The following is a 21,969-nucleotide window of genomic DNA, read 5'->3' on the forward strand; positions in this document are numbered from 1 at the left end:
ATTATCTTCGCCAGGAATAAACGGGTGCTGTGCCATCGTTTAATAACATGCATCATTCTGCTGGGCGTGAGCGTATTGCTCAGCGCCTGCGGCACCTTGTCGCAAACCTCCGCGCCCGTCAGCGATAAAGTCTATCTTTCGCATGCGACCTTTAATGAAAACGTCGATGACATCGTGCGCCATTATATGCAGCAGAAGCAGGTTTCCGGCATCAGCATCGCCATCATCCATCAACGCAGCCAGCCTAAATTTTACAGTTTTGGCGTCACCGATGCGGTGCACCGTTATCCCATCACGCCAGATACCTTATTTGCGCTCGGCTCGCTGAGTAAAGGCATCACCGCTGAGGTGATTATTGAGCTGGTGGATCGCGGCGAACTGCACTGGAACGATACGCTCGTGACGCTTTTGCCGCCCAACGTGCCGCTGAGCGACGATGCCAAACGCATCACGCTGTTGCAGCTGGTGACGCACACGTCAGGCTTGCCGCGTCAGGATATGGATTTGCCGATGTTCATGAAATTTATGGGCTATTTGCGTAGCGGCGAGAACTTTTACGGCAACCTCGACAGCGACGCAGTGCTGGATTATCTGGCCGATTTTGACGCGCCCGCGCATCCCACTGCGCGCTATTCCAATCTTGGCTATGCGCTGTTGGGCTACATCCTCAAACATCGCTTTCATCAGGACATCGAAACGCTGGCGCAGCGCAATCTGTTCCAGCCGCTGGGCATGACCAGCAGCAGCTTCAAGCCGCAGAGTCTGCGTGGCTATCCGTGGCGTGCGCTCGGCCATGCGGGCGATCAACCTAAGCTGATTCCTCGCGGGCAAATTACGCCGGATTGGGCGTTTAACAACAATATGGTGGCGGCCGCCAGCCTCTACAGCAACGCGCGCGATTTGATTCGCTATCTGGATGCGCATCTGCATGACGGCGCAGACGCTGCGCTCAACGCGGCGTTTTCGCAGGTTAATCACGGCTACGAGCAGCACGGCAATCAGTCACAAAATATCGCCTGGGTAACCGACAGTTACGGTGATCAGCAGATCACCTATCAGGTGGGTTATATCGGCGGCTACTCGAGTTTTATTGGCTTTGATAAGCAGAACGGCAATGCGATTGTGGTGCTGCAGAACGCGTTTAACTGGAGTAACTATCTGGGCATCGCGTTATTGATGGATCTGGCGCAGAAAGCGCACGACAAAAACTAACATGGTTGCTTGCAATTTTACTGCGCCAAAAAATGCGTGAGCTGAGGTATGCTGAGCAGCGAAATTTGACGCGCTAAGCGCGCCGGGGGAACCTTCTGCGTGCTTAACTTGTCAGTTAAATGGACAGTTAATAATTAACCAGAGTGGAAATCACCAATGCGCAGGACACACGTCAATCTTCTTTCTGCAGGAATTTTTCTGGGCGCTTTAAGCCTTGCTCCGGCCGCGCTGGCGGAAGGCGAGCAAACAGACGCCGTACCGATGCCGCCACAAGTGCAGCAAACCGCACCCGATGCCCAAACCCAGGCGCCAGCCGCAGACCCGCAAACGCAGGCTCCGGCAGCCGATGCGCCAGCCAGCAATGAACCGGCTGAATCCAGTGGCGATGTCGCGCCAATTCGTCCACCGCAAAGCGGCAATGCGACGGCTCCGAATAACTACGATCTGACTACCATCATCATCGACTACAAAGAGTACAAAGTGGGCGATGTGGTGCCAGATGAGTATCGTAAAAAGCAGTACACCATTGTTGAGTGGAAGCCACGCCATCTGCCAGCGCCGCAGCCAGGCACGCACTGGGCGTACATCAATGCCAACTACATCCTGATCACCGATGACAGCGGTAAGATCGTGATGGGCAAATCAGGCGAAATCTTCTTCCGCGGTTAATTCCCGCGTAGCAGACGCGCTAACTGCGCGACGCCCGCCGTAATCTGGCTGGTGCTGGTGTTACCGTAACCCAGCACCATCCCTTGCTGCTTCTGCTCACCCGAATAAAATCCCGACAGCGCGCCCGGCGCGTAGCCGCTCTGGATCAGCCGATCCACCAATCTCATATCGTTTTGATCCGCAGCCAGCGATAACACCAGATGCATGCCGCATTCGCCGCCCAGCAACGGAACCTGTGCGCCAAATGTTTGCTGCAAAGCCTGCCGCAAACTCGTCTGGCGTTGACGGTACAGACGGCGCATTTTGCTCAGATGACGACTAAAATCACCGCTGCGTAAAAACAGCGCCAGCGCCTGCTGTTCAGGACGATTTCCGCCGCGCAGCAGTTCATGTAGCGCAGGGCGCAACGGCGCGACCAGCTGTGGCGGCAGCACCATAAAGCCGAGGCGCAGCGCCGGAAACAGCGTTTTGCTGAACGAGCCGACGTAGATCACCGGCGTTGGTTGCGTCATGCCCTGCATGGCGGCGATCGGCTCGCCGCTGTAGCGAAAATCGCTGTCGTAATCATCTTCGATAATCCACGTTTGCTGTTGCCGTGCGGCCGCCAGCAGCGCCAGACGACGCGGTGCGCTCATGATCACGCCGGTGGGATATTGGTGCGTTGGCGTGGTGTAGATCAGGCGCGGCGCACGCTGCTGCCAATCCTGCGGCTGCGGTGCCAGCCCTTGTGCATCAACCGCTACTGGTTCAATACGCATATCTCCCAACCGCATCGCCGCTTTTGCGCCGCGATATCCCGGTTCCTCCACCCAACCAATGTCGCCTGGGCTGCTGAGCAGCGCCACGCACAGCGTTAATGCCTGCTGCGCGCCTTCGGTAATCACGATTTGTTCGGGCGTACAGCGCACGCCGCGCGCCAATGCCAGATGCTGCGCCAGCGCTTCACGGAGCGTGCGTTCACCGAGCGGGTCGCCGTAGCCCAGCAGTTGCTGCGGCTGATGCAGCATCACGCGGTTCAACGCCCGCCGCCACTGAGCCAGCGGGAAATGTGCCAGCGAAGGAACGCCGGGGCGCAGCGCCATCTCCTGACTGAAGCTGCGATGGCTGGATCGCAGCTCAGCAATGCGCGGCGACAAGGTGATTTCGTCGCTGATATGCGACTGATTTTCCTGCGGCAGCTGCGCCATATTGCTGATACGACTGCCCTGGCGGTCGCTCAGCAAAAATCCTTCCGCCTGCAGCTGCGCCCAGACGGCGATCACCGTATTGCGCGAAACCGCGAGATCCTGGGCCAGCTGGCGTGTCGCGGGCAAACGCGTACCGGCGGCGAGTTTGCCTGTCAGAATCGCCTGCCTGATACGCTGAAACAGCTGTTGTTGCAGCGTCTGCTCGCCGTTGGTTTCCAGCGGGGCCAGCAATAATCGATGTAGCTTAATATCACTCATTTACGCAGTTCCGTGGATCCATCAATTTCGGGCATTGTGGCGCTTTTTAACACGCCAGCAAAGTGGCACTCTGCATTTCTGGTCCTGACTGATAAAGGAATTGAGGAATGTCGCAACACACCAATGCTTACGGACAACCGGTAGGATTTCCGCTGCCAGATTGGCAACCCCGCGCCTGGCCGAGCTATGAAACCTTCACCGGCGACTATTGCCGCCTTGAACCGCTGAGTGCTGAGCGTCATGGCCGCGAACTTTATGCTGCCTATGCGCTGACTGCTGATGGGCGTGACTGGACCTATATGTTTGCCGAACCTTTTGCCGATGAAGCAGCCTATGTTGCCTATGCGCGTAAGCTGGAAAATGGGCGCGATCCCATGCATTTCGCGGTGATCGATCCGGTTAGCAATCGCGCGGTTGGCAGCCTGGCGTTGATGCGCATTGATGCGACAAACGGATCGGTGGAGATCGGCCACGTTGCCTTCTCGCCGCTGCTCAAGCAAACGCGCATGGCTACCGAAGCGCACTATCTGCTGATGCGCTACGCCTTTGAGCAGTTGGGCTATCGTCGCTACGAGTGGAAGTGTGACAGCTGCAATCAGACATCACGCAACGCGGCGCTGCGTTTAGGGTTTCAGTTTGAAGGCACCTTCCGGCAGGCGATTGTCTATAAAGGCCGCAGCCGTGATACCTGCTGGTTCTCGATTATCGACAGCGACTGGCCACAGGTGAAACAAGGCTTCGAACGCTGGCTGGCGGCAGAGAACTTTACGGCGGAAGGGGCGCAACGCGAAAAACTGGAGGCGCTGCGTCAGAGGTAATTAAAAGCCGGGCTTGCAGCCCGGTTAACTCATGAACATATATTTTGCGGTGGCAGGAATCATGGTGCAGACGATTGCCATCAGGATTCCTTTAAGCCATTGAGAATCTTTTTTTAGGGCCGTGAAGTTTTGGTCCATACGCTGATCCATTGCACCTAAGCGAATATCCAGTTTCTCGAACTTCTGATCGATCTTCTCAAACCTCTGATCTATCTTCTCGAACCTCTCGTCGATTTTCTCGAATCTCTCATCGATTTTTTCAAATCTCTCATCGATTTTCTCGAAGTGCTTATAAATCGTCTGAAATTGACCCGTTACATCTTTCTCAAAATGGTCAAATCGCTGTTCAAGATTATCAATACGATTATTGGTAGCGTGCTGCATACGCACCACACTATCAATACGATTATTGGTAGCGTGCTGCATACGCACCACACCTTCCATGGCCTGCGACAGATCGATTTTAGTCAGCGAGTTTTCTTGCTGCATTTCAGCAAAGATCTCGACCATTACTTCAGCTTGCTTATCCGCCACGCCGGCCTGTTGCAGCGCCAGATAGGCTTTATGGGTGTTTATCATCGTCATTCTCATCCTTGTCTCTCCCGGTTAGCTCCTTTGCTGAGGAGAAGGTTATCCCGGTTGTGAGGGTTACTCTATTTGAGTGTGCAAACTTTGCGCGACGCCTCGAAAAAAATCAATCCGTACAACGAGTAACACGTTCAGCCAATAAAAAAGGCCTGCACGCAGGCAGGCCTTGAACTCCAGCTGTATTCGCTTAACTTTGCGGCTGCGGAATTATTTTTATATCCACCATGCCGATCCCCAGTTTGCGCGGATCCTGGCCGATGATATTGCCGACATTCGACTCTTGCGGCTCCGGTGGCGCAATAACCAAATTACGGCTGCCGGTTGGATTGGTGAAATGCAGCGTGGTGGTGGAGAACTCATCTCCCAAATTCAATTGCTGCTCTTGATCGCCAACGCGCACGGGAATTGGACGATGCGCATTCGGACCGAACGCCCGCGCGGTGATCACCACATCAAAGCGTTCAGGCAGCGGATCGGTGTACTCAATATTCACTTCCGGTGCCAGATTGGCATTCGACCAGCGTCCCCACTCTTCCGGACGTGATATCCCTTTAAAACTCTTCACGCTATTTGGCGCGCCGGGCACCGTTAACAGGAAGCTGTCGGCGTTGTAGCGAATCGCATTGTCTTCAATGCGTATTTGCTGCTCGTTGAGCTGGAAGGTTGCCGCACTGACTTCTGCTTTCGGGAAGCTGACTTTACCTTTCCACTGCAGTTTATCGATGCGGGTTACGCTGGGTTTGGCGCCCATTTGTCCCATCGACACGCACAAATCGTTCGACAGCGCCAACTCTGGCTGCCACAGGCGCGCCATCTTAAAGCAGCGATCCACCCAAACGAACTTGTCGGCGGCAGCAAAACTCGCCAGCTGATAACGCAGCGGTTCGGAGTATTCCCCTTCCGGCAGCGGTTCGACATGTTTGTCGGAGACGCGGAACAGAATCGGTAATTTGAAGGTCGCGCCAGAGAAGCTGAAAGTGTTTTTCTGTTGATCAACGGTGAAGTTGTCCATCTTGCTGGGGAAATTCCACAGCTGAATAATGTCCGCTTTCCACGATGTGACGCGCTTTGCCATGTCGTCGAACTCGGTTGACAGCGATTTCGAAGAGAGGCCGCTGCGACCGAGCCCAATCGCGTTATCCCCGCCGAGAATATCCAGTACCGTCGCGCCGTTATCCAGCGTGCTGCGTTTGCCATCGAGCACTTCCGCCTGTGGCTGATCGCCACGAATCACCATAAACAGGTCATGGCGCGGTTGCTTGATCAGGTATTGATGCGCAGTGTTGTTCATCGCCAGATGATCGGAGGTCACCACGATGATGGTGTTTTTAAACCACGGTGAGGCTTTGATGCGTTCAATCAGACGCGCCACATGCTCCTGTGAACAGGCGACCGCGCTAAAGGATTGATTGGGTTTGCCATCATAGCTGTAGCTTTTGCGCTGGCAGCTGCGCGAGATAAAACCATCCGGATGATGGGTGTCGACGGTCAGTGTGAACAATGCGAAGCGTTTTTGCGCGCGCGATAGCTCCTCGTATTTCTCAAACACCTCGTCCATCACCGTGTCATCGTAGTAGCCCCAGTTATTACGATAGCTGGGATCGACGACGCGACTTTTCAGCTCCTGCGAGCCATACATATTGGCCGCATCAAAACCATGCGACAGCAGGAAAGTGTCTTTACCGGCGAAGCGTAAATCTGCGCCCTGAATAAACCAGTTCTCGTAGCCAGAGTTCTTCAGGATGTCGCCCAGACAAATGTTCTGGGGATAGAAGCTGGAGAGCGAAGCCGAGGCATTGCCATCAAAAGGCGCAAACAGCGGGATGCCGCACTGTGAAGCCACCATGCCGGCGATGGTGTAATCGGTGCCGGGCAGCTGTTCGGTTTGGCTGAAATCGATGCTGTTATCTTTTTCCCGGCTGAGTTCCGGGGCAAGACCGGGAAATGCCTGTTGATCGAAATAGGTCCGTTCAAGACTTTCGCCATAAATGTAGACCAGATTGAGCTTGGGCTCAGCGATCACCTTATTAGGCGTTTTGTAATAGCTTTCGAAATCCGAATCGGCGAGGCGCGAATGTGAGGCGATAAGCTCTTTCACCTGGCGAAACGCAGGCGTGGTTTGTACCGAACCCGCGGCACAGGCAATCGCCAGCAAACTCCAGCCGAGGTGATGCGGCCGCTTACGGCGGCGCAGTAACCACGAAAGCAGGCAAAATAGCGAGAACAGCGCGATGATCAGTCCGATGGCCGGCACCACATATTTGCTCACGCCAGCGCCGGTCAGGCTGTTGGTCAGGGTATACAGCACCGCGTCATTAATGCCATCGCCGGTAAAATAGTTACTGGCGACCAGCGTGACGTTAAGCACGATAAACAGCGTGAGCAGCAGCAGGATCAGACTAAACCAAAATTTATTTCGCCCGGCTTTAGAGGAGTAGACCGCAATCGCAGCCAAAAAGAGTACAACCGAAACCAATTCGGACAACGTTAGATCCTCATGTTGAATGAATACGCAATCCGTGCGCCAACGACCCTCTGCGGGGATTTTGCGTCAATCTATATTGGGTGTCACAAGGCTGCAACACATCCAACCAGATTTGTGCGATGCATTCCGATTCGTTTAAGGCGGGTTAAGGCTGACTGTGGTTTCGCCTGGCAGCAACGGATGCGCTGCTGCCAGTGAGGGCAGAGAAGAGGGATTAGAGTTTTCCAGTGAGGTATTGCGCTTCGCCGTCGGCAAAGCTCCAGTCGCCTTTACTGTTGGTGATAAAACTAATCATCAAATCTGTGCCCTGAACGCCGCAACTTTCCAGCAGCTCGCGCGCTAACTCTGCCATAAACAGGCACTTCTGTTCTTCACTTCTCGGGCTGGTATACACGCGCACCATCACCAGATTGTCGGTTCGCTCAAAGCCTAAGCCGGTGTCCTGAAAGACCATCTGATAACCTTTGTTTTCATGAACAATCTGGTAACGATCGCGGGCCGGGACTTTAAATGCGGTTAATACCGCGCGATGTGCGGCATCCAGCAAAGTGCGTATTTCTGATTCTGAACGGCCCTGAATAACGTCGAATGTCAGTAACGGCATAAATAAACCCCTTTTTTGCTCACATGAAAAGAGTAGGATGTGGCTCTATGCTGCCGCTTGCTGCCGGAAAGAAAAAGCGCGCTGGTTGAAATGATTATTTATTATTTTGAACAATCGATATGAAAGAAATTAAAACAGATAGCCTTTGGGTCCATTTGCACTGGTTAACCGTGCTGGCTGAGCTCGGCAGTTTTACGCGCGCGGCGGAACGATTAGATGTCAGCAAAGCGGCAATGAGTCAGAAGATTAAAGAGCTGGAAAAGATGGCGGGTGTGGCGTTGGTGCAGCGCACCACGCGCAGCGTGCGGCTGACCTCTGCCGGTGAAAAGCTGGTGGATGAGCTGCGCGATCCCTTTGCGCGTATCGCACAGAGCTTTTTCAGCGTACGTGATGAAGCGGGTCCGGTGCGTGGCATGGTGCGCGTGACGGCGCCGGTGGCGTTTGCGCGTCAGCAGCTGGTGCCGATCATCGGGGATTTCTTGCGCGACTATCCGCAGGTGCGTTTGCAGCTGGACGTCACCGATCGTCTGGTGTCGCTCGGCAGTGAAGGGTTTGATCTGGCGATTCGCCATAGCGATAGCCTGCCGGAAACGCATGTTGCGCTGCCGTTGTGTGAAACCCGCGCGCTGCTGGTGGCGTCGCCGGCGTATCTGGCGCAGAACGGTTTGCCGGATTCACCGCAGGCGTTGCAGCAGCACAATTGTCTTTATTACCCGCGCGGACTCGAGTCGCCGCAGTGGCGCTTTCGATTAGCGGACGGCGGCAGCGAAACCGTGCAGGTAAAGATTCAGGGTAATTTTGCCACCAACAACAGCGAGTCGATCCGTGATGCTGCATTGCAAGGTTTGGGCATTGCGATGCTGCCGGACTTCAGCGCCAGCGCGGCATTAGCCAGCGGCGCGCTGCAGCAGGTGCTGCCGCAGTGGCAAGCGGTGGATGCCTTCGCCGCCCGGTTGTGGGTGGTGCGCCCGTATGCCGCACAGGTGCCACGGGCGGTGACCACCTTTATCCATTGGTTACGCGCGCGCTTTGTTGATGGGTGAAGCCAGTGCGATCGGCGCAGGTGTTTGCATCATCTGGCCCAACAAACTGCTGCGGTTGTAATGGCCGAGCCGCAGGTTGAAGTCGAGATGCAGCTGCTCATTGCCGCTGAGTTTAATCACTGGCGGTGGCGTGAGTGGGCGCTGGTGAAACAGCACCGCGTGGGCAAACGCCTCGCTCTTCCAGCCGCTTAAACGCTGATAGTAATAGGCGTTAGCCTCGCATTTACGCAGGTAGAGATTTACCCGGCGATGTTCGCGCATGGCGATCTGCTGCGCCAGTGAACCTAATTGCTGCTCAGGTTGCGCAATCTTCTGCGTTAGCAGGGAATAATCATCGCGCTTGGTCAATTCACTGAAGTAATTCTGTTCGCCGAGATGTTTGATCGGCGCGTAATGTTTTTGCCATTCGCGGATAAAGGGATTATTGGCGGTCGCCGCCAGGAACCAGCTCTCAATCACCGGCGCGAGATAGTTGACGGTGGCGTTTTCGTGATAATAACCAATCACATCCATACAACGTTCCTGATGCGCGCGATGCACCCAGGAGAGATCTTCAAATAATAAGGTGCTGCAATCAATGGCAATGCCGCCATAGCGCAGCAGTAATTCCAGGCGAATCACTTCGCTTCTTTGCTGGGCGGTTAATTGGGGCGAAGTGAATATAAAATCCGGTAAAACTTCTTTTACCGTTAAACGATTTAATAAATGGATTTCATGGTCGGGATTATCCTGACGAATCTTTTTAATATTTAATGCCAGTGATTTCGGTAAATATTCATTATCCCAATACATCCAGACTTTCTTTGGAATCTCTGGCAGATCTTTTTCGCCAGAAAGTAACACGATATTGTCCTCTTCGCTGGGATCGTATTCCGGCGCACAGAGCGCAGTATGCTGTTTTTTCTGCAGGAAAGTCTGGCTGGTAAACGCGAGTCTTTTCCAGTTATGCCAGAGGGTTAACGCTGGCTGAAGGCGTTTTTTATTCATGATGCACCTGATTATTGTGATTATGGTGGCAAGGCGTCCCTGATCGCGGCGCTGAGCGCTCTTGATTGTCCTTTAGGCTGTGTGTAAAAAAAGTACTCTCCTATGCTTAATAAAACATTCTGTGCGATGCGGCTATCACTTTTTGATCCTTTCAGATAAACCGGAAAATCAAGGATCCGTTAAGCTTTAAATTAACGATAAATAATCGCGTGAATTGTTGGTTATTCTATTTTATCGCATTAAGACTATTCCTAATAAAATAAGCAGGGCGTGGCGTAAGTCGCGGGTGAGATTAAAAAGTGCGCGTGAGATCACTTGTTAACCTGGCTGCATTTTTCGCTGGTCTGCCGGGAAAATCCCACCCTGAGTGAGGGTTAGCTACGCTTAAGGCAGGTGATCAACAAAAGGAGACACTATGCAGCGACACAACCGTGGATTACTGGCGGTCGATAAGCAGGGCAATCGCGTGCTGTTTCTCAATCCCGAAACCTTTGCCGTTGAGCAAGAGTTAAATGCTTTTCCGCCGCGTCCACACGAGCTTCTGATGCTGCCGCAGCTGGAGAAAGCTTACGTGCCGATCTACGGCGACGGCATTCACGGCGACAATCCGCATCCTGGCCATAAAGTGGCGATCATCGATCTGCGCCTGCGGCAGATCAGCGGTTTTATCGATCTGTCGCCGTTGAAAGCGCCGCACAGCGGCCAGCTGGGACGAGACGGTAAAGTTTATCTCTGCTGTGAAAACAGCGCGGTGGTGGCAGTGATTGATCCGGTTAGCGATCGCGTGGAGAAAACCATTCAGCTACCTTCGCACAATGCGCACCGGCTCACTTTATCGCCCAGCGGTCGCAAGCTGTTTACCGAAAATGAAGAGGACGCCAGCATTACCGTGGTGGATCTGTGTGAGGCGGAAGGGCGGATTATCGACAACATCCTGATGCCCGGCCCAATTTCTGGCATCGCCGCTTCGCCTAAACATCCTTATCTGGTGGCGAGCGCCGCCGATGCGCCGCTGCTGTATGTGGTGGATCGGCAAAGTCATCGCATCCGCCAGCGCCTGAGGTTACCGGGCCATCAGCAACCCTGTCAGGTAGTGCGTTTCAGTGCCAACGGCGAGCGGTTGGTAGCAATTGGCGATCAGGAGCCGGTGGTAACGCTGTTTGACGATCTGCTCAATCCGCTCGGCGACATTCAGGTTGGCAATAAGCCGATGGATGGCTGCTTCAGTGAGGATAATCACAGCTTGCTGATTGCGAATGAGGGCGACGGTTCGCTCAGCCTGATTGATTTGCAGCAGATGAAGGTGATTGCCACGCCGCAAGCCGGTACCGGTTGTGAGGTGCTGAGCTACTTCCAACTTAAATGAATGGACGATGATAAATCGCACTGCTCCAGTGGCGGCTGCTGGCATGTTTTTCGGCCTGCCAGCCGCGCTTGCGTAACTCACGCGCAATCAGCTTGTTCATAATGCCGTGACCAACCAATAACACCGTGCCTTGCTGCGACAGCGTCACCAGTTTATCTGCCGCCAGACGGGCGCGTTGACGCGCATGCTGCACCGATTCGACATGGCCGCTATAGCCGCACAGCCATAACAGGCGTAATAGCGCCAGCCAGACGTTGAGCGGCAGATGCAGGCGCTCAAACGGCAACGTCGGTATCGCGACTTCGCTAAAAACCTCATCCACCGCGTGCGGCTGTAAACCCAGACGCGTTAACGACGAACGGGCGCGCGGCAGCGGGCTGGTGGCGATCACACTCGCGAGGCGCGCAATGGTCTGACTGCGCGGCGGCGGGGAGTCGCAAATATCAGCCTGATCGTAACCTTCACACCAGTCAGCCAATGCCCGCGCCGAAAAGCGCCCATTGACCGGATGATCGGGTTTACCGTGTCGCATAAGAATAATGGTCATAGCGCTCCTGAGTGGTATTGCTCCAGTGTAATGCAGACGTTGAGTAAGTCGCGCATCCATGACGGGATTTAAGAGTATTGCCTGTTTGTCATTAAACCTTAACTGAACTGTGCGAAAAACAGCGCGATGAAGAGTTAGCCTGCGCCGTTAAATGGTAAGCAATAATCGTCAATCGAGCTTCAATAAGACAATTCTTGCACCATGCATTAGATGTAATGTCATGATTTGACGCCATTTTTGCCTTGTTTTCATGAGTTATAGTGAAGTTTATCTAATAAATTTCTCTATTATCACTTGATTTATCTACGCGCGTAGATAGACTATCTCCATAGTGATAACTCACGGTGCCAGAGACGAAGTTGGCCTTGAGATGACCCAGTTACATTTGCCTCACTAATGCGATCGATGAAAATTACATCGGCGGGAACAGGCGAAGAAGCGGATTCCAACACCAGGGAATTCATTACTGATTTTTCATCCAGGTTTGCCTACTGAACGTCGCCACCGGGGAGTTCCGCTTGTTGCAAGGGAACTGACCCACGGAAGGGCGTTTACTGTTTTTACCTCTTTCAGGGAATGGGTTATGACGGTTTCGCAACAAAGCTCACTGACATCCTCCTCAGCTGCCGACGCGCGGCTTGAAACATCTTCCGGCCGTAAAGATTTCTGGCGCGCCACGTTCTCCTGCTGGCTTGGCACCGCGATGGAATATGCGGATTTTGCGCTCTATGGCCTCGCCGCCGGCATTATCTTTGGTGACGTCTTCTTCCCCGAAGCCACACCGGCTATCGCTTTGCTATCGAGTTTTGCCACCTGGTCGGTGGGCTTTATTGCTCGCCCGATTGGTGCCTTGCTGTTCGGCTGGATTGGCGATCGCAAGGGACGCAAAACGGTAATGATCTCAACCATCATTCTGATGGGCGCCTCCACAACACTGATCGGTTTGATTCCTTCCTATGCCAGCATTGGCGTCTGGGCTCCCGCATGTCTGGTGCTGCTGCGCTTTACCCAGGGTTTGGGGGCGGGCGCTGAGTTGTCCGGCGGAACGGTGATGCTGGGCGAATATGCACCGGTTGAACGTCGCGGTTTGGTTTCGTCGGTGATTGCGCTGGGCTCAAACAGCGGCACGCTGATTGCGTCGCTGGTATGGCTGGCGGTGATCCAGATGGACAAAGAGAGTTTGCTGGCGTGGGGCTGGCGTATTCCGTTCCTCAGCAGCGTGCTGATTGCGGTGGTGACGTTGTGGATTCGTCGCAATCTGCGTGAAACGCCGGTGTTTGAACGCCAGCAGGCGGAATTGCAGGCCGAACGAAACGCCACGCTGGCGCAGGCGAAAGAAGAAGTGGATACGCGCAGCTTCTGGCGCCGCACCCGCGCCTTCTGGACCATGGTCGGTTTGCGCATCGGCGAAAACGGCCCTTCTTATCTGGCGCAGGGCTTCATTGTCGGTTACGTCGCCAAAGTGCTGATGCTCGACAAATCGGTGCCCACCACGGCGGTATTCATCGCGTCCTTACTTGGCTTCCTGATTATTCCGTTTGCCGGTTGGCTGTCGGATCGCTTTGGTCGCCGCATCACTTATCGCTGCTTCTGCTTATTGCTGATGTTCTACGCCTGGCCGGCCTTTAGCCTGATGGACAGCCGCGATCCAACGATTGTGATGGCGGTGATCGTGGTCGGTATGGCGCTGGCATCGCTGGGTATTTTCGGCGTGCAGGCGGCGTGGGGCGTCGAGATGTTTGGCGTGAAGCGTCGTTACACCAAGATGGCGGTAGCGAAAGAGCTGGGGTCTATCCTTTCAGGAGGCACCGCGCCATTAGTGGCGGCGGCGCTGCTGTCGTTTACCGGACACTGGTGGCCGATTGCGGTTTACTTCACGGCGATGGCCAGCATCGGTTTTCTCACCACTTTCGTGGCGCCGGAAACGCGCGGGCGCGATCTCAATCTGCCGGAAGATGCCATCTGACCAGCAGGATCGCGTAAACCATCATCACCATTGGCCGGAGATTCCGGTCAATGGCATTTACGCAGGGGCAAAGGAATGGCGAAATCTCCAACCGGAAACGTAACGCGCACGGACGTGGCAAAAATCGCCGGCACCTCGGTGGCGGTGGTCAGTTACGTGATCAATAACGGCCCGCGACCGGTGGCAGAAGCCACGCGTCAGCGCGTGCTGGAAGCGATCAAACAGACCGGCTATCGCCCTAATGCGGTGGCGCGCGCGCTGGCTTCGGGCAGCACCAAAACCTTTGGTTTAGTGGTGCCGAACATCGGTAATCCCTTTGTTGCTTCGATGGCGCACATGCTGTTGCAGGAGTCGATGAATCACGGCCACGTCATGTTGTTGGGTGATGCCGGTGACGATCGCAAACGCGAGCTGGAGATTATTCAGGGTCTGTTAAATCGTCAGGTTGATGGCCTGTTTTACAACAGCGTCGATCGCCATCCCTACATTGATGTGATTCAGGCCAGCGGTACGCCGCTGGTAATGCTGGATCGCATTGAGCCACGTCCGGGCGTCAACATGCTGCGCGTTAATGAGCGCGAAGCGGCGTGCCAGGTGACGGCGCATCTGCTCAGCCACGGTTATCAGCAGGTTGGGATGATCAGCGGTCCACTGGACATGCTTAACGCGCAGGATCGTATTCAGGGCTGGCGCGATGCGCTGGCGCAGAAAGGATTGCTGGCGGATGAGGCGATGATTTTTCCGGCCAGCTACACGCGGCAGGGCGGTTATGACGCCGCGCAGCGCATGGTAGCCAGCGGTCGTGTGCCGCGCGCGCTGTTTACCAGTAATGAAGGCCAGGCGATTGGCTGCATTCGTGCGCTGTCGGAGCATGGACTGCGCGTGCCGCAGGATGTCGCGCTGGTGTGTTTTAACGGAACCGATCAGTCGGCGTTTCATGTGCCGACGCTCACCACCGTCCGTCAGCCGCTGCGTGATATGGCGCGCAGTGCGATTGCCATGCTCAAAAATTGGGATGGCGACGCGAAGCTGGCGGAATTCCCTCACCATTTAGAAATCGGTGAGTCCTGTGGCTGCCAGCTTACTCAACAACAATAAAACTATAACACTATGAAAAGATTGATTATCGATTGTGATCCGGGAAACGGTATAGCGGGCGCCAACACCGACGACGGCCTTGCGCTGGCGTTAGCATTGGCTTCGAAGTCGCTGTCGCTGGAACTGATTACCACCGTCACCGGCAATACGCCGAGCGCGGTCGGTGCGCAGGTAGCCAAAGATCTGCTGCAGCGATTGGGACGCAACATTCCGGTGGTGCAGGGCGCGTTGCAGGCACTGCGCGAAGATCCTGCGCCGTGGCGTGCGCGTCTCGACCATGTTGCCGATGAAAAGCTCGGTGAACTGTGGCGCGGCGTGCGTCAGCCGCAGCGCATTCCGGCGGATGGGCATGACGCGGCTGGCGTAATGGGCCAACTGATTTGTGACAATCCCGGCGAGTTTACGCTGGTGGCGATCGGTCCGCTGACCAACGTGGCGCTGGCGCTGCAGCGTTATCCAGAGATGGCAGAATCGGTGGCAGAGATTGTGATTATGGGCGGCGTGTTCGCGCTGGATGATTACATCAAAGACACCAATTTTGGCCTCGATCCGGAAGCGGCGCATCAGGTACTGCACAGCGGCGCGACCATCACGCTGGTACCGATGGATGCCACCACGCAAACCTTGATGACGCAGCAGGATCTCACGCGACTCACCGCTAACGATCATCCGTTGCCACAGTTTGTGCGCGAGACGTTACGTCCGTGGATCGATTATTCGATTCGCACCCGCCATTTGCCCGGCTGCTGGATTCATGATGCGCTGGTGGTGGCGTGGCTGCTGAATCAGCGAGTCGCCGACGGCGTGGATTATCATGTGGATATTGAGCTGCGTCCCGGCGCCACGCGTGGCAAAAGCTGGCGTTATCGCACGCCGCTGCGTTTGGATATCGGCGTGCCGCCGCAGACCGGCGCATTGGTGCATGTGATTCAAACCGTCAATAACGCGCTGCTGCTGGAGATGATCGAAAAGGCGTTTAATCAGTTGTAACGTCCGTCACTGTAGGGTCGTCATTTATGGCGACCTTCCTCTTCAACATGACACGCTTTTTTACACCGCGAATCACTCGCTGACAATTCCCGCCACAGCCCGCCTTTCTGACATGCTATATACAAATAGTTAACATAATAGTAACCCGTGAAATTATTCGCGCGGTAACTTCTACAATAAATCCGGCCAACGATCTGGAAGCTAATCAGACAGGATAACAACATGTTCAACTGGACTGCGACCCAGCGCAACGTGGCTTTTGCCAGTTTCGCGAGCTGGACGCTGGATGCGTTCGACTTCTTTATCTTAGTGTTTGTCCTCAGCGATCTTGCCCAGTATTTCCATACCAGCGTCTCCGATGTTTCCCTCGCCATCATGCTCACGCTCGCCGTGCGACCGATCGGCGCGCTGCTGTTTGGTCGGCTGGCGGAGAAGTATGGCCGCCGACCGATTCTGATGCTCAATATCGTGATGTTCTCGGCGTTTGAACTGCTTTCGGCGTGGTCGCCCACCTTCACGGCGTTCCTTGGTTTCCGCGTGATTTACGGCGTGGCGATGGGCGGCATTTGGGGCGTGGCGTCGTCGCTGGCGCTGGAAACCATTCCGGATCGCTCGCGCGGCTTGATGTCTGGCATCTTCCAGGCCGGTTATCCATGCGGCTATCTGCTGGCGTCGGTGATTTTTGGTCTGTTCTTCGAAACGGTTGGCTGGCGCGGCATGTTCCTGATTGGCGCATTGCCGATTCTGCTGCTGCCGTTTATCTACTTTAAAGTGCCGGAATCGCCGGTGTGGCTGGCGGCGCGCGAGCGTAAAGAGAGCAATGCGCTGCTGCCGATTATCCGCCAGCACTGGAAAATCTGTATCTATATGGTGCTGCTGATGGCCTGCTTTAACTTCTTCAGCCACGGTACGCAGGATCTCTATCCCACCTTCCTGAAAGTGCAGCATCAGTTTGATCCGCACACCGTCAGCATCATTGCTATTAGCTACAACATCGCGGCGATGCTGGGCGGCATCACCTTTGGTGCACTCTCCGAGCGCATTGGCCGTAAGCGCGCAATTATTCTGGCGTCATTCCTCGCGCTGCCGGTGCTGCCGCTGTGGGCCTTCTCCAGCGGTTCATGGATGATCGGGATCGGTGCGTTTCTGATGCAGTTTATGGTGCAGGGCGCGTGGGGTGTGGTGCCGACTTATCTCACCGAACTGGTGCCTGCCAACGCGCGTGCGGTGCTGCCGGGCTTTGTCTATCAGCTGGGGAATTTAATTGCCTCAGTGAATGCGACGGTGCAGTCGCGGATCGCCGAGGCGCACGGCGGGAATTATGGTTTGGGCATGGCGATTGTCGCCGGAACGGTGGCGGTGCTGATTTGCGTGTTAGTGGCGTTTGGTCGGGAGACGCGCGGCATCGAAATCTCCGGTGCTGCCGCGCGCGAGCCGCGTTAAAGCGCCTCGCAGACGTCAACCCATTTCGCCGCAGTGAGTTCTGCCATGCGCTGCGGCGAAATGCGAACCGCGCTATGAATCGATCCGGCTGCCGGCAGCACTTCGTCAAAGCTGCGCAGCGACACATCGCAATAGACGGTCAGCGGATTTTCCAGCCCGAACGGACAAACGCCGCCGACTGGATGTCCGGTCCAGTTCACCACTTCATCCACGCTTAACATGCGCGCCTTGGCGCCGAGCGCAGCTTTCAGCTTGCGGTTGTCGAGACGCGCATCGCCGCGCGTGACGATCAGCACGATGGCATCCTTCACTTTCAGCGACAGGGTTTTGGCGATTTGCCCAGGCTGAACGCCATGAACGCGTGCGGCCAGCTCAACGGTGGCGGTGCTTTCCGGCATCTCGATGATGTCGATATCCGGTGCATGTTCGGCAAAAAAGTGCCGTACCGACTCCAGGCTCATTGTTATCTCCGGTAAAAACAGAGCCAAAAAAATGCCACAAGCCTGGAAAAGTGTAAACGGGAGAAAAGGAGAATCTGTAACAGAATGCGCGGGTGCTACACCGCTTTTAACGTGCAGTTACCACAACGTTCTACGTCGGGGATGCGATAGCGCTGGCAGCAACTGCGTCGCTCCATTTCGCCATTGCGCGGGATCATGGTGCGATACAGCGGGTTATCGCTGCCATCGAGCAGTGACTGAGTGAAAAATAGCGTCTGCTCTAACTGCAAAATTGTCTCTTCCGGCAGCTGGTTTTTCAGCTCACCGAGGAACCAGTAAAACGAAAAGCCCATGTTGTTCCAGATGAGCTTCGCATTGATATCACCGTGCTGCGTCATGCCATTCACTGCCGGAATCAGGCATTGCTGAATCAGGCGATCGATACGCTGCTGGGCATTGAGGTAGCGCGCATCGTCATCTTCCTGCACATCCAGCCAGAAAGCGCACGGATGACCGTTTTCGTGGAACTCAACGTGAATCAGATGTGGCGAGCAGTTCAGCGCGCGCGGTTCCTGCAATAACGCCATCATTAGCGGTGGCAGCAGCAGACCAAAATACCATTGCGCCCACAGTGACTGCAGCGGCTTAGCTTCCTGCTGCACATCGGGATGATCGCGATAGAGATAATCGCTGTAGCGCTGCGTCAGACGGCGATAGTGAAGCGGATTGGACCACTCGGCCAGCGTTAAGGTCCCGGCGGGTGCCGGTTGGCCGAGCTTGAGGTTATCCAGCATGTAGCTGCGTTGATCGCGCATCAGATCTTCCAGTGCGCTCGCTAAACTGCGATCGCTCTGCATAAAGATCAGTGGATGCTCGCTAAAGCGATGATCCTGACGCGTGATGATGGCCATGCCGGTCCTGAGTGATAACGGGAATCGAGAGACAAATGATAATCGTTCCCGTCGTTTTGAACAACATTTCTGCACATGTGGCAAAGCTTAACGAGGTATGCGTAGGGTCGCTATTCATGGCGACCAGCAAAACCTTACGCCAGGTTGTCACTCGCCTGCGTCAATTTCGGCAAATCTTCCCACGCTAAAATGGTGTTACGTCCCTGATTTTTCGCCACATACAGTGCGCGATCGGCATTGGCCACCGCCTGGTCAAAATCCTCATCGAAGATGGGTGCGATCCCCGCGCTGATGGTGACGTGCGTCGACACTTTCTCATTGAAGCGATGCGGAATTTCCAAATCCACCACGTACTGACGAATACGCTCCGCCAGTTTCATCGCAATCGAGGCGTTCACGTTGGTCATCAGCACCAGAAACTCTTCGCCGCCGTAACGCGTCACCACATCGCGCGAACGTACCGCGTCGCGGATCGCCACGGACACGCGCGCCAGCGCCTGATCGCCCATCGCATGGCCGTAATTGTCGTTGTAGGCTTTGAAGTGGTCGATATCCAGCAGTAGCACAAAGTGGCTGCCGGCGTGGTTTTCCATAATGGTATCAAGGCGATTCTTCAATCCACGGCGGTTGTACAAGCCGGTAAGCGGATCGAGCATGCTTAAATCGCTGAAGCTCTCTTTTTCCTCATACAGCTGGCTCACCAACCGGCGGGTAAAGGTATCAAAGCGACGACGCATTAAATGGTGCAGTGAAAAGCCGATTAACGGCAGCGTAATAGTGAATAAGATCATCATTAAATGCTGACCATCATCCAATAACAGCACGGTTAATACCGGCGGCGTGATGTGTAAACAAAATGCGATCAAATAATCACTCAGCGCAATTGCACTGATAAAGAAAACGCTTAACAGGCTGATAATTAAAAAGCTGCCATCAAAATAGTAAACCAGATGATATCTGTGGTTAATATGCCACGCCCACAGCGCACCCAATATAAAAGCGACAGGATTTAATAGCGGTAATTTTTGTTTTGACGCCATTAAACAAATAACCAGCAGCGTGGAGCTGAAGCCCGCCACAACGGCCACCGGCAGCGAGCGGATTGGGCTGTCGCTGCCTAAAATCGGCAGCAGGCAAAAAAGCGAAACGGCGACATTAAGAAACAGAAATAGCATCAGCGACAGCCGATATTTACTCTGTTTCAACTCATCATAAGATTGTAATTTCATTATTATTCTCGTGACAGCCCTGATATATCAAAGCGCTACCCGTAAGTAATAGTTTACCTACCCGGATAGAGAGCACGTTATTGTTGTGTTAGCGATATTGTTATCGGCGGCAATTTAGCATTTTCCAGTAATTCTGTCATCCGGCATGGGTTGCGACAAAAAATTCGCTGCAAGATGAGAAATATTATCATATGATAATGCGAATATTTATCATCTGAGGGTTGCGCAATGATCATGGCGATAATGGCCGCCTGCGGACTTTGGGGCGTGAGCTGGATAATGGGTAAACGTCTGGATAGCGGCTGGGGCGTGTTATTACCCTGCGCAGCAATGCCGGTTTTTGCGTTATGGGAACCGAGTTTCAGTCAATGGCGGGTGGTGATGATTGTGGCGCTGCTGCTGACCGTGGTGATGCTGTTTCATCATCGCCTGCGTCATTATCTCCTGCTGCCATCTTGTCTGGCATTGGCGGGCGGATTAGCGGCGGTGTCGGTCAATTTCCACGTCATCTGATCAAATCGCAGAAACGACAACATCACGCTGAGAGCGTGAAGTTCGTTGAAAATCTTTTTGGGAATTTACTGCTCGAAAGGAGTGACAACTGTTGGTGCGAAGGGAGGGACTTGAACCCTCACGTCCGTAAGAACACTAACACCTGAAGCTAGCGCGTCTACCAATTCCGCCACCATCGCATCTTAGTTGTCTGTTTATATCGTCGCATTGGTGCGAAGGGAGGGACTTGAACCCTCACGTCCGTAAGAACACTAACACCTGAAGCTAGCGCGTCTACCAATTCCGCCACCATCGCTCAGTGCGCAGATATAAACTGTGTGATTTTAGTTTGGTGCGAAGGGAGGGACTTGAACCCTCACGTCCGTAAGAACACTAACACCTGAAGCTAGCGCGTCTACCAATTCCGCCACCATCGCAAACTAACAACACCCTAAAGTATTGCTAACCACGGAGGCGCATTTTAGAGATTTTACTCATTGCGTCAACACATATTTCGCGACGGCAAAACGATCGCTGTAAAAAGCAACGTTTCTGCCGCCGCGCTTGAATTAACGTGTTTTGGCGCCGCGACCATACACGGCGCGATAGACTTTGAAGCGTCCGGTTTGCGCCAGCACTTCGTGATTGCCGAAGGTTTCATCGAGAATTTGTGGATACGGCAGGAAGGCGTTAGCCACGATACGCAGTTCGCCGCCGCTGTTCAGATGCTTAAGCGCACCGCGAATCAGCGTGTTGGCCGCTTCAAGGCTGGTTTGCAGACCATCGTGGAACGGCGGGTTGGAGATGATCATGTCAAAACGGCCGGTAACGTCAGAGAACACGTTACTGGCAAACACTTCACCTTCCAGTTCGTTGGCGGTCAGCGTGGCTTTACTCGCCTCAATCGCAGCAGCATGCACATCACACAGCCACAGACGCACGCGCGGCGACACTTTTGCCATTACGGTCGCCAGCACGCCGCTGCCACAACCGATATCCAACACTTTGCCACGGAAGTGCGGCGTCAGCGTGGAGAGCAGCAGATCGCTGCCGATATCCAGACCATCGCGGCTGAACACGCCTGGCAAGGTATGGATGGTGAGATCCTCGAGCTGATAGGTATTGCCGTAGCTGCTGGCATCAAAGGTCGGCTGCTTATCGAGACGACCGTGATACAGGCCGCAACGACGCGCGCTGTCGACTTTCTCCAGCGTTGCCCACTCTTCCAGCATGCCTTCGGCACTGCGAACGCCGCTGCGGTTTTCACCCACCACGAAGATATCGCAGCCGACCGGCAGCAGAGAGAGCAGGTTTTGCAGCTGGTACTGCGCTTCGGGTTTGTTCTTCGACCAGTAATAAACCAGCGTATCGCAGCCTTCAACATCGGCAGCGGTTGCGACCATGCTGTAAACCGCACGTTCACCAAGGCGATGGCTAAGGTTCTGCCAGTGATGATATTGCTGGGTATGCACGCGGCTCGACGCGGTTTCTAGCTGGGCGGGCAGGTCATCCTGCAGGTCGCCAGCAAACAACACGTGGCGGGCGGTAAATTCATCACTGTGGCGCAGAATCACTTCGCTGGCCGGGGTAAAAGCAGACATGGAACGCTCCTGTTAAATCAGAGCGTGGATTATAG

The 21,969-nt window shown here is 54.5% G+C and carries 20 protein-coding genes and 3 tRNA genes; 10 read left to right on the forward strand and 13 right to left on the reverse strand.

Translation table 11 applies throughout. From position 1 onward, the window contains the following. The first annotated feature begins 24 nt into the window (after positions 1 to 24). Both NR302_RS03135 and NR302_RS03140 read left to right on the forward strand, forming a co-directional pair. Complete coding sequence (locus tag NR302_RS03135) at positions 25 to 1,212, forward strand: serine hydrolase (RefSeq protein ID WP_258144553.1); 1,188 nt, start codon at positions 25 to 27, stop codon at positions 1,210 to 1,212. A 156-nt stretch (positions 1,213 to 1,368) separates the two neighbouring features. Continuing rightward, positions 1,369 to 1,881, forward strand: a complete 513-nt coding sequence (locus NR302_RS03140) for an RcnB family protein (RefSeq protein WP_008107748.1) — start codon at positions 1,369 to 1,371, stop codon at positions 1,879 to 1,881. On the opposite strand, the gene NR302_RS03145 is transcribed toward NR302_RS03140, so the two are convergent. Then, positions 1,878 to 3,326: a PLP-dependent aminotransferase family protein gene (locus NR302_RS03145; protein WP_258144554.1), complete on the reverse strand. Its 1,449-nt coding sequence runs from the start codon at positions 3,324 to 3,326 to the stop codon at positions 1,878 to 1,880. The two genes, NR302_RS03140 and NR302_RS03145, sit on opposite strands and share 4 nt — an antisense overlap. A 107-nt stretch (positions 3,327 to 3,433) precedes the next feature. On the opposite strand from NR302_RS03145, the gene NR302_RS03150 reads away from it, so the two are divergent. After that, a complete protein-coding gene (locus NR302_RS03150) occupies positions 3,434 to 4,144 on the forward strand; it encodes a GNAT family N-acetyltransferase (protein WP_258144555.1) in 711 nt (236 codons plus the stop codon). 24 nt (positions 4,145 to 4,168) lie between these two features. Here the strand turns inward: NR302_RS03150 and NR302_RS03155 are convergent, their stop codons facing one another. The 3 genes from NR302_RS03155 to NR302_RS03165 all read right to left on the reverse strand — a co-directional run bounded on the left by NR302_RS03155 (position 4,169) and on the right by NR302_RS03165 (position 7,821). Continuing rightward, entirely contained in the window at positions 4,169 to 4,729 is a 561-nt protein-coding gene (locus NR302_RS03155; RefSeq protein WP_258144556.1) for a hypothetical protein, read from the reverse strand. A gap of 190 nt (positions 4,730 to 4,919) precedes the next feature. Beyond that, entirely contained in the window at positions 4,920 to 7,217 is a 2,298-nt protein-coding gene (gene opgB / locus NR302_RS03160) for a phosphatidylglycerol--membrane-oligosaccharide glycerophosphotransferase (RefSeq protein ID WP_258144557.1), read from the reverse strand. A gap of 214 nt (positions 7,218 to 7,431) precedes the next feature. After that, complete coding sequence (locus NR302_RS03165) at positions 7,432 to 7,821, reverse strand: tautomerase family protein (RefSeq protein ID WP_061718445.1); 390 nt, start codon at positions 7,819 to 7,821, stop codon at positions 7,432 to 7,434. A 119-nt stretch (positions 7,822 to 7,940) separates the two neighbouring features. On the opposite strand from NR302_RS03165, the gene NR302_RS03170 reads away from it, so the two are divergent. Further along, complete coding sequence (locus tag NR302_RS03170) at positions 7,941 to 8,864, forward strand: LysR family transcriptional regulator (protein ID WP_258144558.1); 924 nt, start codon at positions 7,941 to 7,943, stop codon at positions 8,862 to 8,864. On the opposite strand, the gene NR302_RS03175 is transcribed toward NR302_RS03170, so the two are convergent. Next, the gene (locus NR302_RS03175; RefSeq protein ID WP_258144559.1) at positions 8,838 to 9,851 is read right to left on the reverse strand and encodes a glycosyltransferase family 32 protein; all 1,014 of its coding nucleotides are present in this window, start codon (positions 9,849 to 9,851) and stop codon (positions 8,838 to 8,840) included. The genes NR302_RS03170 and NR302_RS03175 overlap by 27 nt on opposite strands. A 415-nt stretch (positions 9,852 to 10,266) precedes the next feature. On the opposite strand from NR302_RS03175, the gene NR302_RS03180 reads away from it, so the two are divergent. Continuing rightward, a complete protein-coding gene (locus NR302_RS03180) occupies positions 10,267 to 11,217 on the forward strand; it encodes a YncE family protein (RefSeq protein ID WP_258144560.1) in 951 nt (316 codons plus the stop codon). Here NR302_RS03180 and NR302_RS03185 read toward each other — a convergent pair. Beyond that, on the reverse strand, positions 11,210 to 11,764 hold the full coding sequence (locus NR302_RS03185; protein ID WP_154193074.1) for a histidine phosphatase family protein: 555 nt from the start codon (positions 11,762 to 11,764) through the stop codon (positions 11,210 to 11,212). The two genes, NR302_RS03180 and NR302_RS03185, sit on opposite strands and share 8 nt — an antisense overlap. Positions 11,765 to 12,347: 583 nt before the next feature. Here NR302_RS03185 and NR302_RS03190 point away from each other — a divergent pair. The 4 genes from NR302_RS03190 (at position 12,348) to NR302_RS03205 (ending at position 17,261) form a co-directional block, all read left to right on the forward strand. Then, positions 12,348 to 13,730 (forward strand): MFS transporter, encoded by a 1,383-nt coding sequence (locus NR302_RS03190; RefSeq protein WP_258144561.1) that lies wholly within the window; start codon positions 12,348 to 12,350, stop codon positions 13,728 to 13,730. Positions 13,731 to 13,805: 75 nt separating this feature from the next. Then, on the forward strand, positions 13,806 to 14,828 hold the full coding sequence (locus NR302_RS03195; protein WP_154154351.1) for a LacI family DNA-binding transcriptional regulator: 1,023 nt from the start codon (positions 13,806 to 13,808) through the stop codon (positions 14,826 to 14,828). 12 nt (positions 14,829 to 14,840) lie between these two features. Next, complete coding sequence (locus NR302_RS03200; protein WP_258144562.1) at positions 14,841 to 15,818, forward strand: nucleoside hydrolase; 978 nt, start codon at positions 14,841 to 14,843, stop codon at positions 15,816 to 15,818. Positions 15,819 to 16,040: 222 nt separating this feature from the next. Continuing rightward, the gene (locus tag NR302_RS03205; protein ID WP_154154348.1) at positions 16,041 to 17,261 is read left to right on the forward strand and encodes an MFS transporter; all 1,221 of its coding nucleotides are present in this window, start codon (positions 16,041 to 16,043) and stop codon (positions 17,259 to 17,261) included. Here the strand turns inward: NR302_RS03205 and NR302_RS03210 are convergent. From NR302_RS03210 to NR302_RS03220, 3 genes are all read right to left on the reverse strand, one after another. Next, the gene (locus NR302_RS03210) at positions 17,258 to 17,722 is read right to left on the reverse strand and encodes a YbaK/EbsC family protein (RefSeq protein ID WP_008107722.1); all 465 of its coding nucleotides are present in this window, start codon (positions 17,720 to 17,722) and stop codon (positions 17,258 to 17,260) included. The two genes, NR302_RS03205 and NR302_RS03210, sit on opposite strands and share 4 nt — an antisense overlap. A gap of 95 nt (positions 17,723 to 17,817) precedes the next feature. Further along, positions 17,818 to 18,612, reverse strand: a complete 795-nt coding sequence (gene fhuF, locus NR302_RS03215) for a siderophore-iron reductase FhuF (RefSeq protein ID WP_154181767.1) — start codon at positions 18,610 to 18,612, stop codon at positions 17,818 to 17,820. Positions 18,613 to 18,746: 134 nt separating this feature from the next. Continuing rightward, positions 18,747 to 19,841 (reverse strand): diguanylate cyclase, encoded by a 1,095-nt coding sequence (locus NR302_RS03220; RefSeq protein WP_008107720.1) that lies wholly within the window; start codon positions 19,839 to 19,841, stop codon positions 18,747 to 18,749. Positions 19,842 to 20,069: 228 nt separating this feature from the next. Between NR302_RS03220 and NR302_RS03225 the strand changes: the two genes are divergently transcribed. Next, positions 20,070 to 20,354, forward strand: coding sequence for a DUF1435 domain-containing protein (locus NR302_RS03225; protein ID WP_008107719.1), 285 nt, complete (start codon positions 20,070 to 20,072; stop codon positions 20,352 to 20,354). Between the two features lie 92 nt (positions 20,355 to 20,446). On the opposite strand, the gene NR302_RS03230 is transcribed toward NR302_RS03225, so the two are convergent. From NR302_RS03230 to rsmC, 4 genes are all read right to left on the reverse strand, one after another. Further along, positions 20,447 to 20,533: transfer RNA gene (locus NR302_RS03230), tRNA-Leu, on the reverse strand. Between the two features lie 29 nt (positions 20,534 to 20,562). Continuing rightward, positions 20,563 to 20,649, reverse strand: a tRNA-Leu gene (locus tag NR302_RS03235). Positions 20,650 to 20,683: 34 nt separating this feature from the next. Continuing rightward, a tRNA-Leu gene (locus NR302_RS03240) sits at positions 20,684 to 20,770 on the reverse strand. A gap of 132 nt (positions 20,771 to 20,902) precedes the next feature. Beyond that, positions 20,903 to 21,934: a 16S rRNA (guanine(1207)-N(2))-methyltransferase RsmC gene (gene rsmC, locus NR302_RS03245; RefSeq protein ID WP_258144563.1), complete on the reverse strand. Its 1,032-nt coding sequence runs from the start codon at positions 21,932 to 21,934 to the stop codon at positions 20,903 to 20,905. Positions 21,935 to 21,969 lie beyond the last annotated feature (35 nt).

The organism is Pantoea sp. SOD02, assembly GCF_024707505.1.
In the GTDB taxonomy this organism is placed as follows: Bacteria; Pseudomonadota; Gammaproteobacteria; order Enterobacterales; family Enterobacteriaceae; genus Pantoea; species Pantoea symbiotica.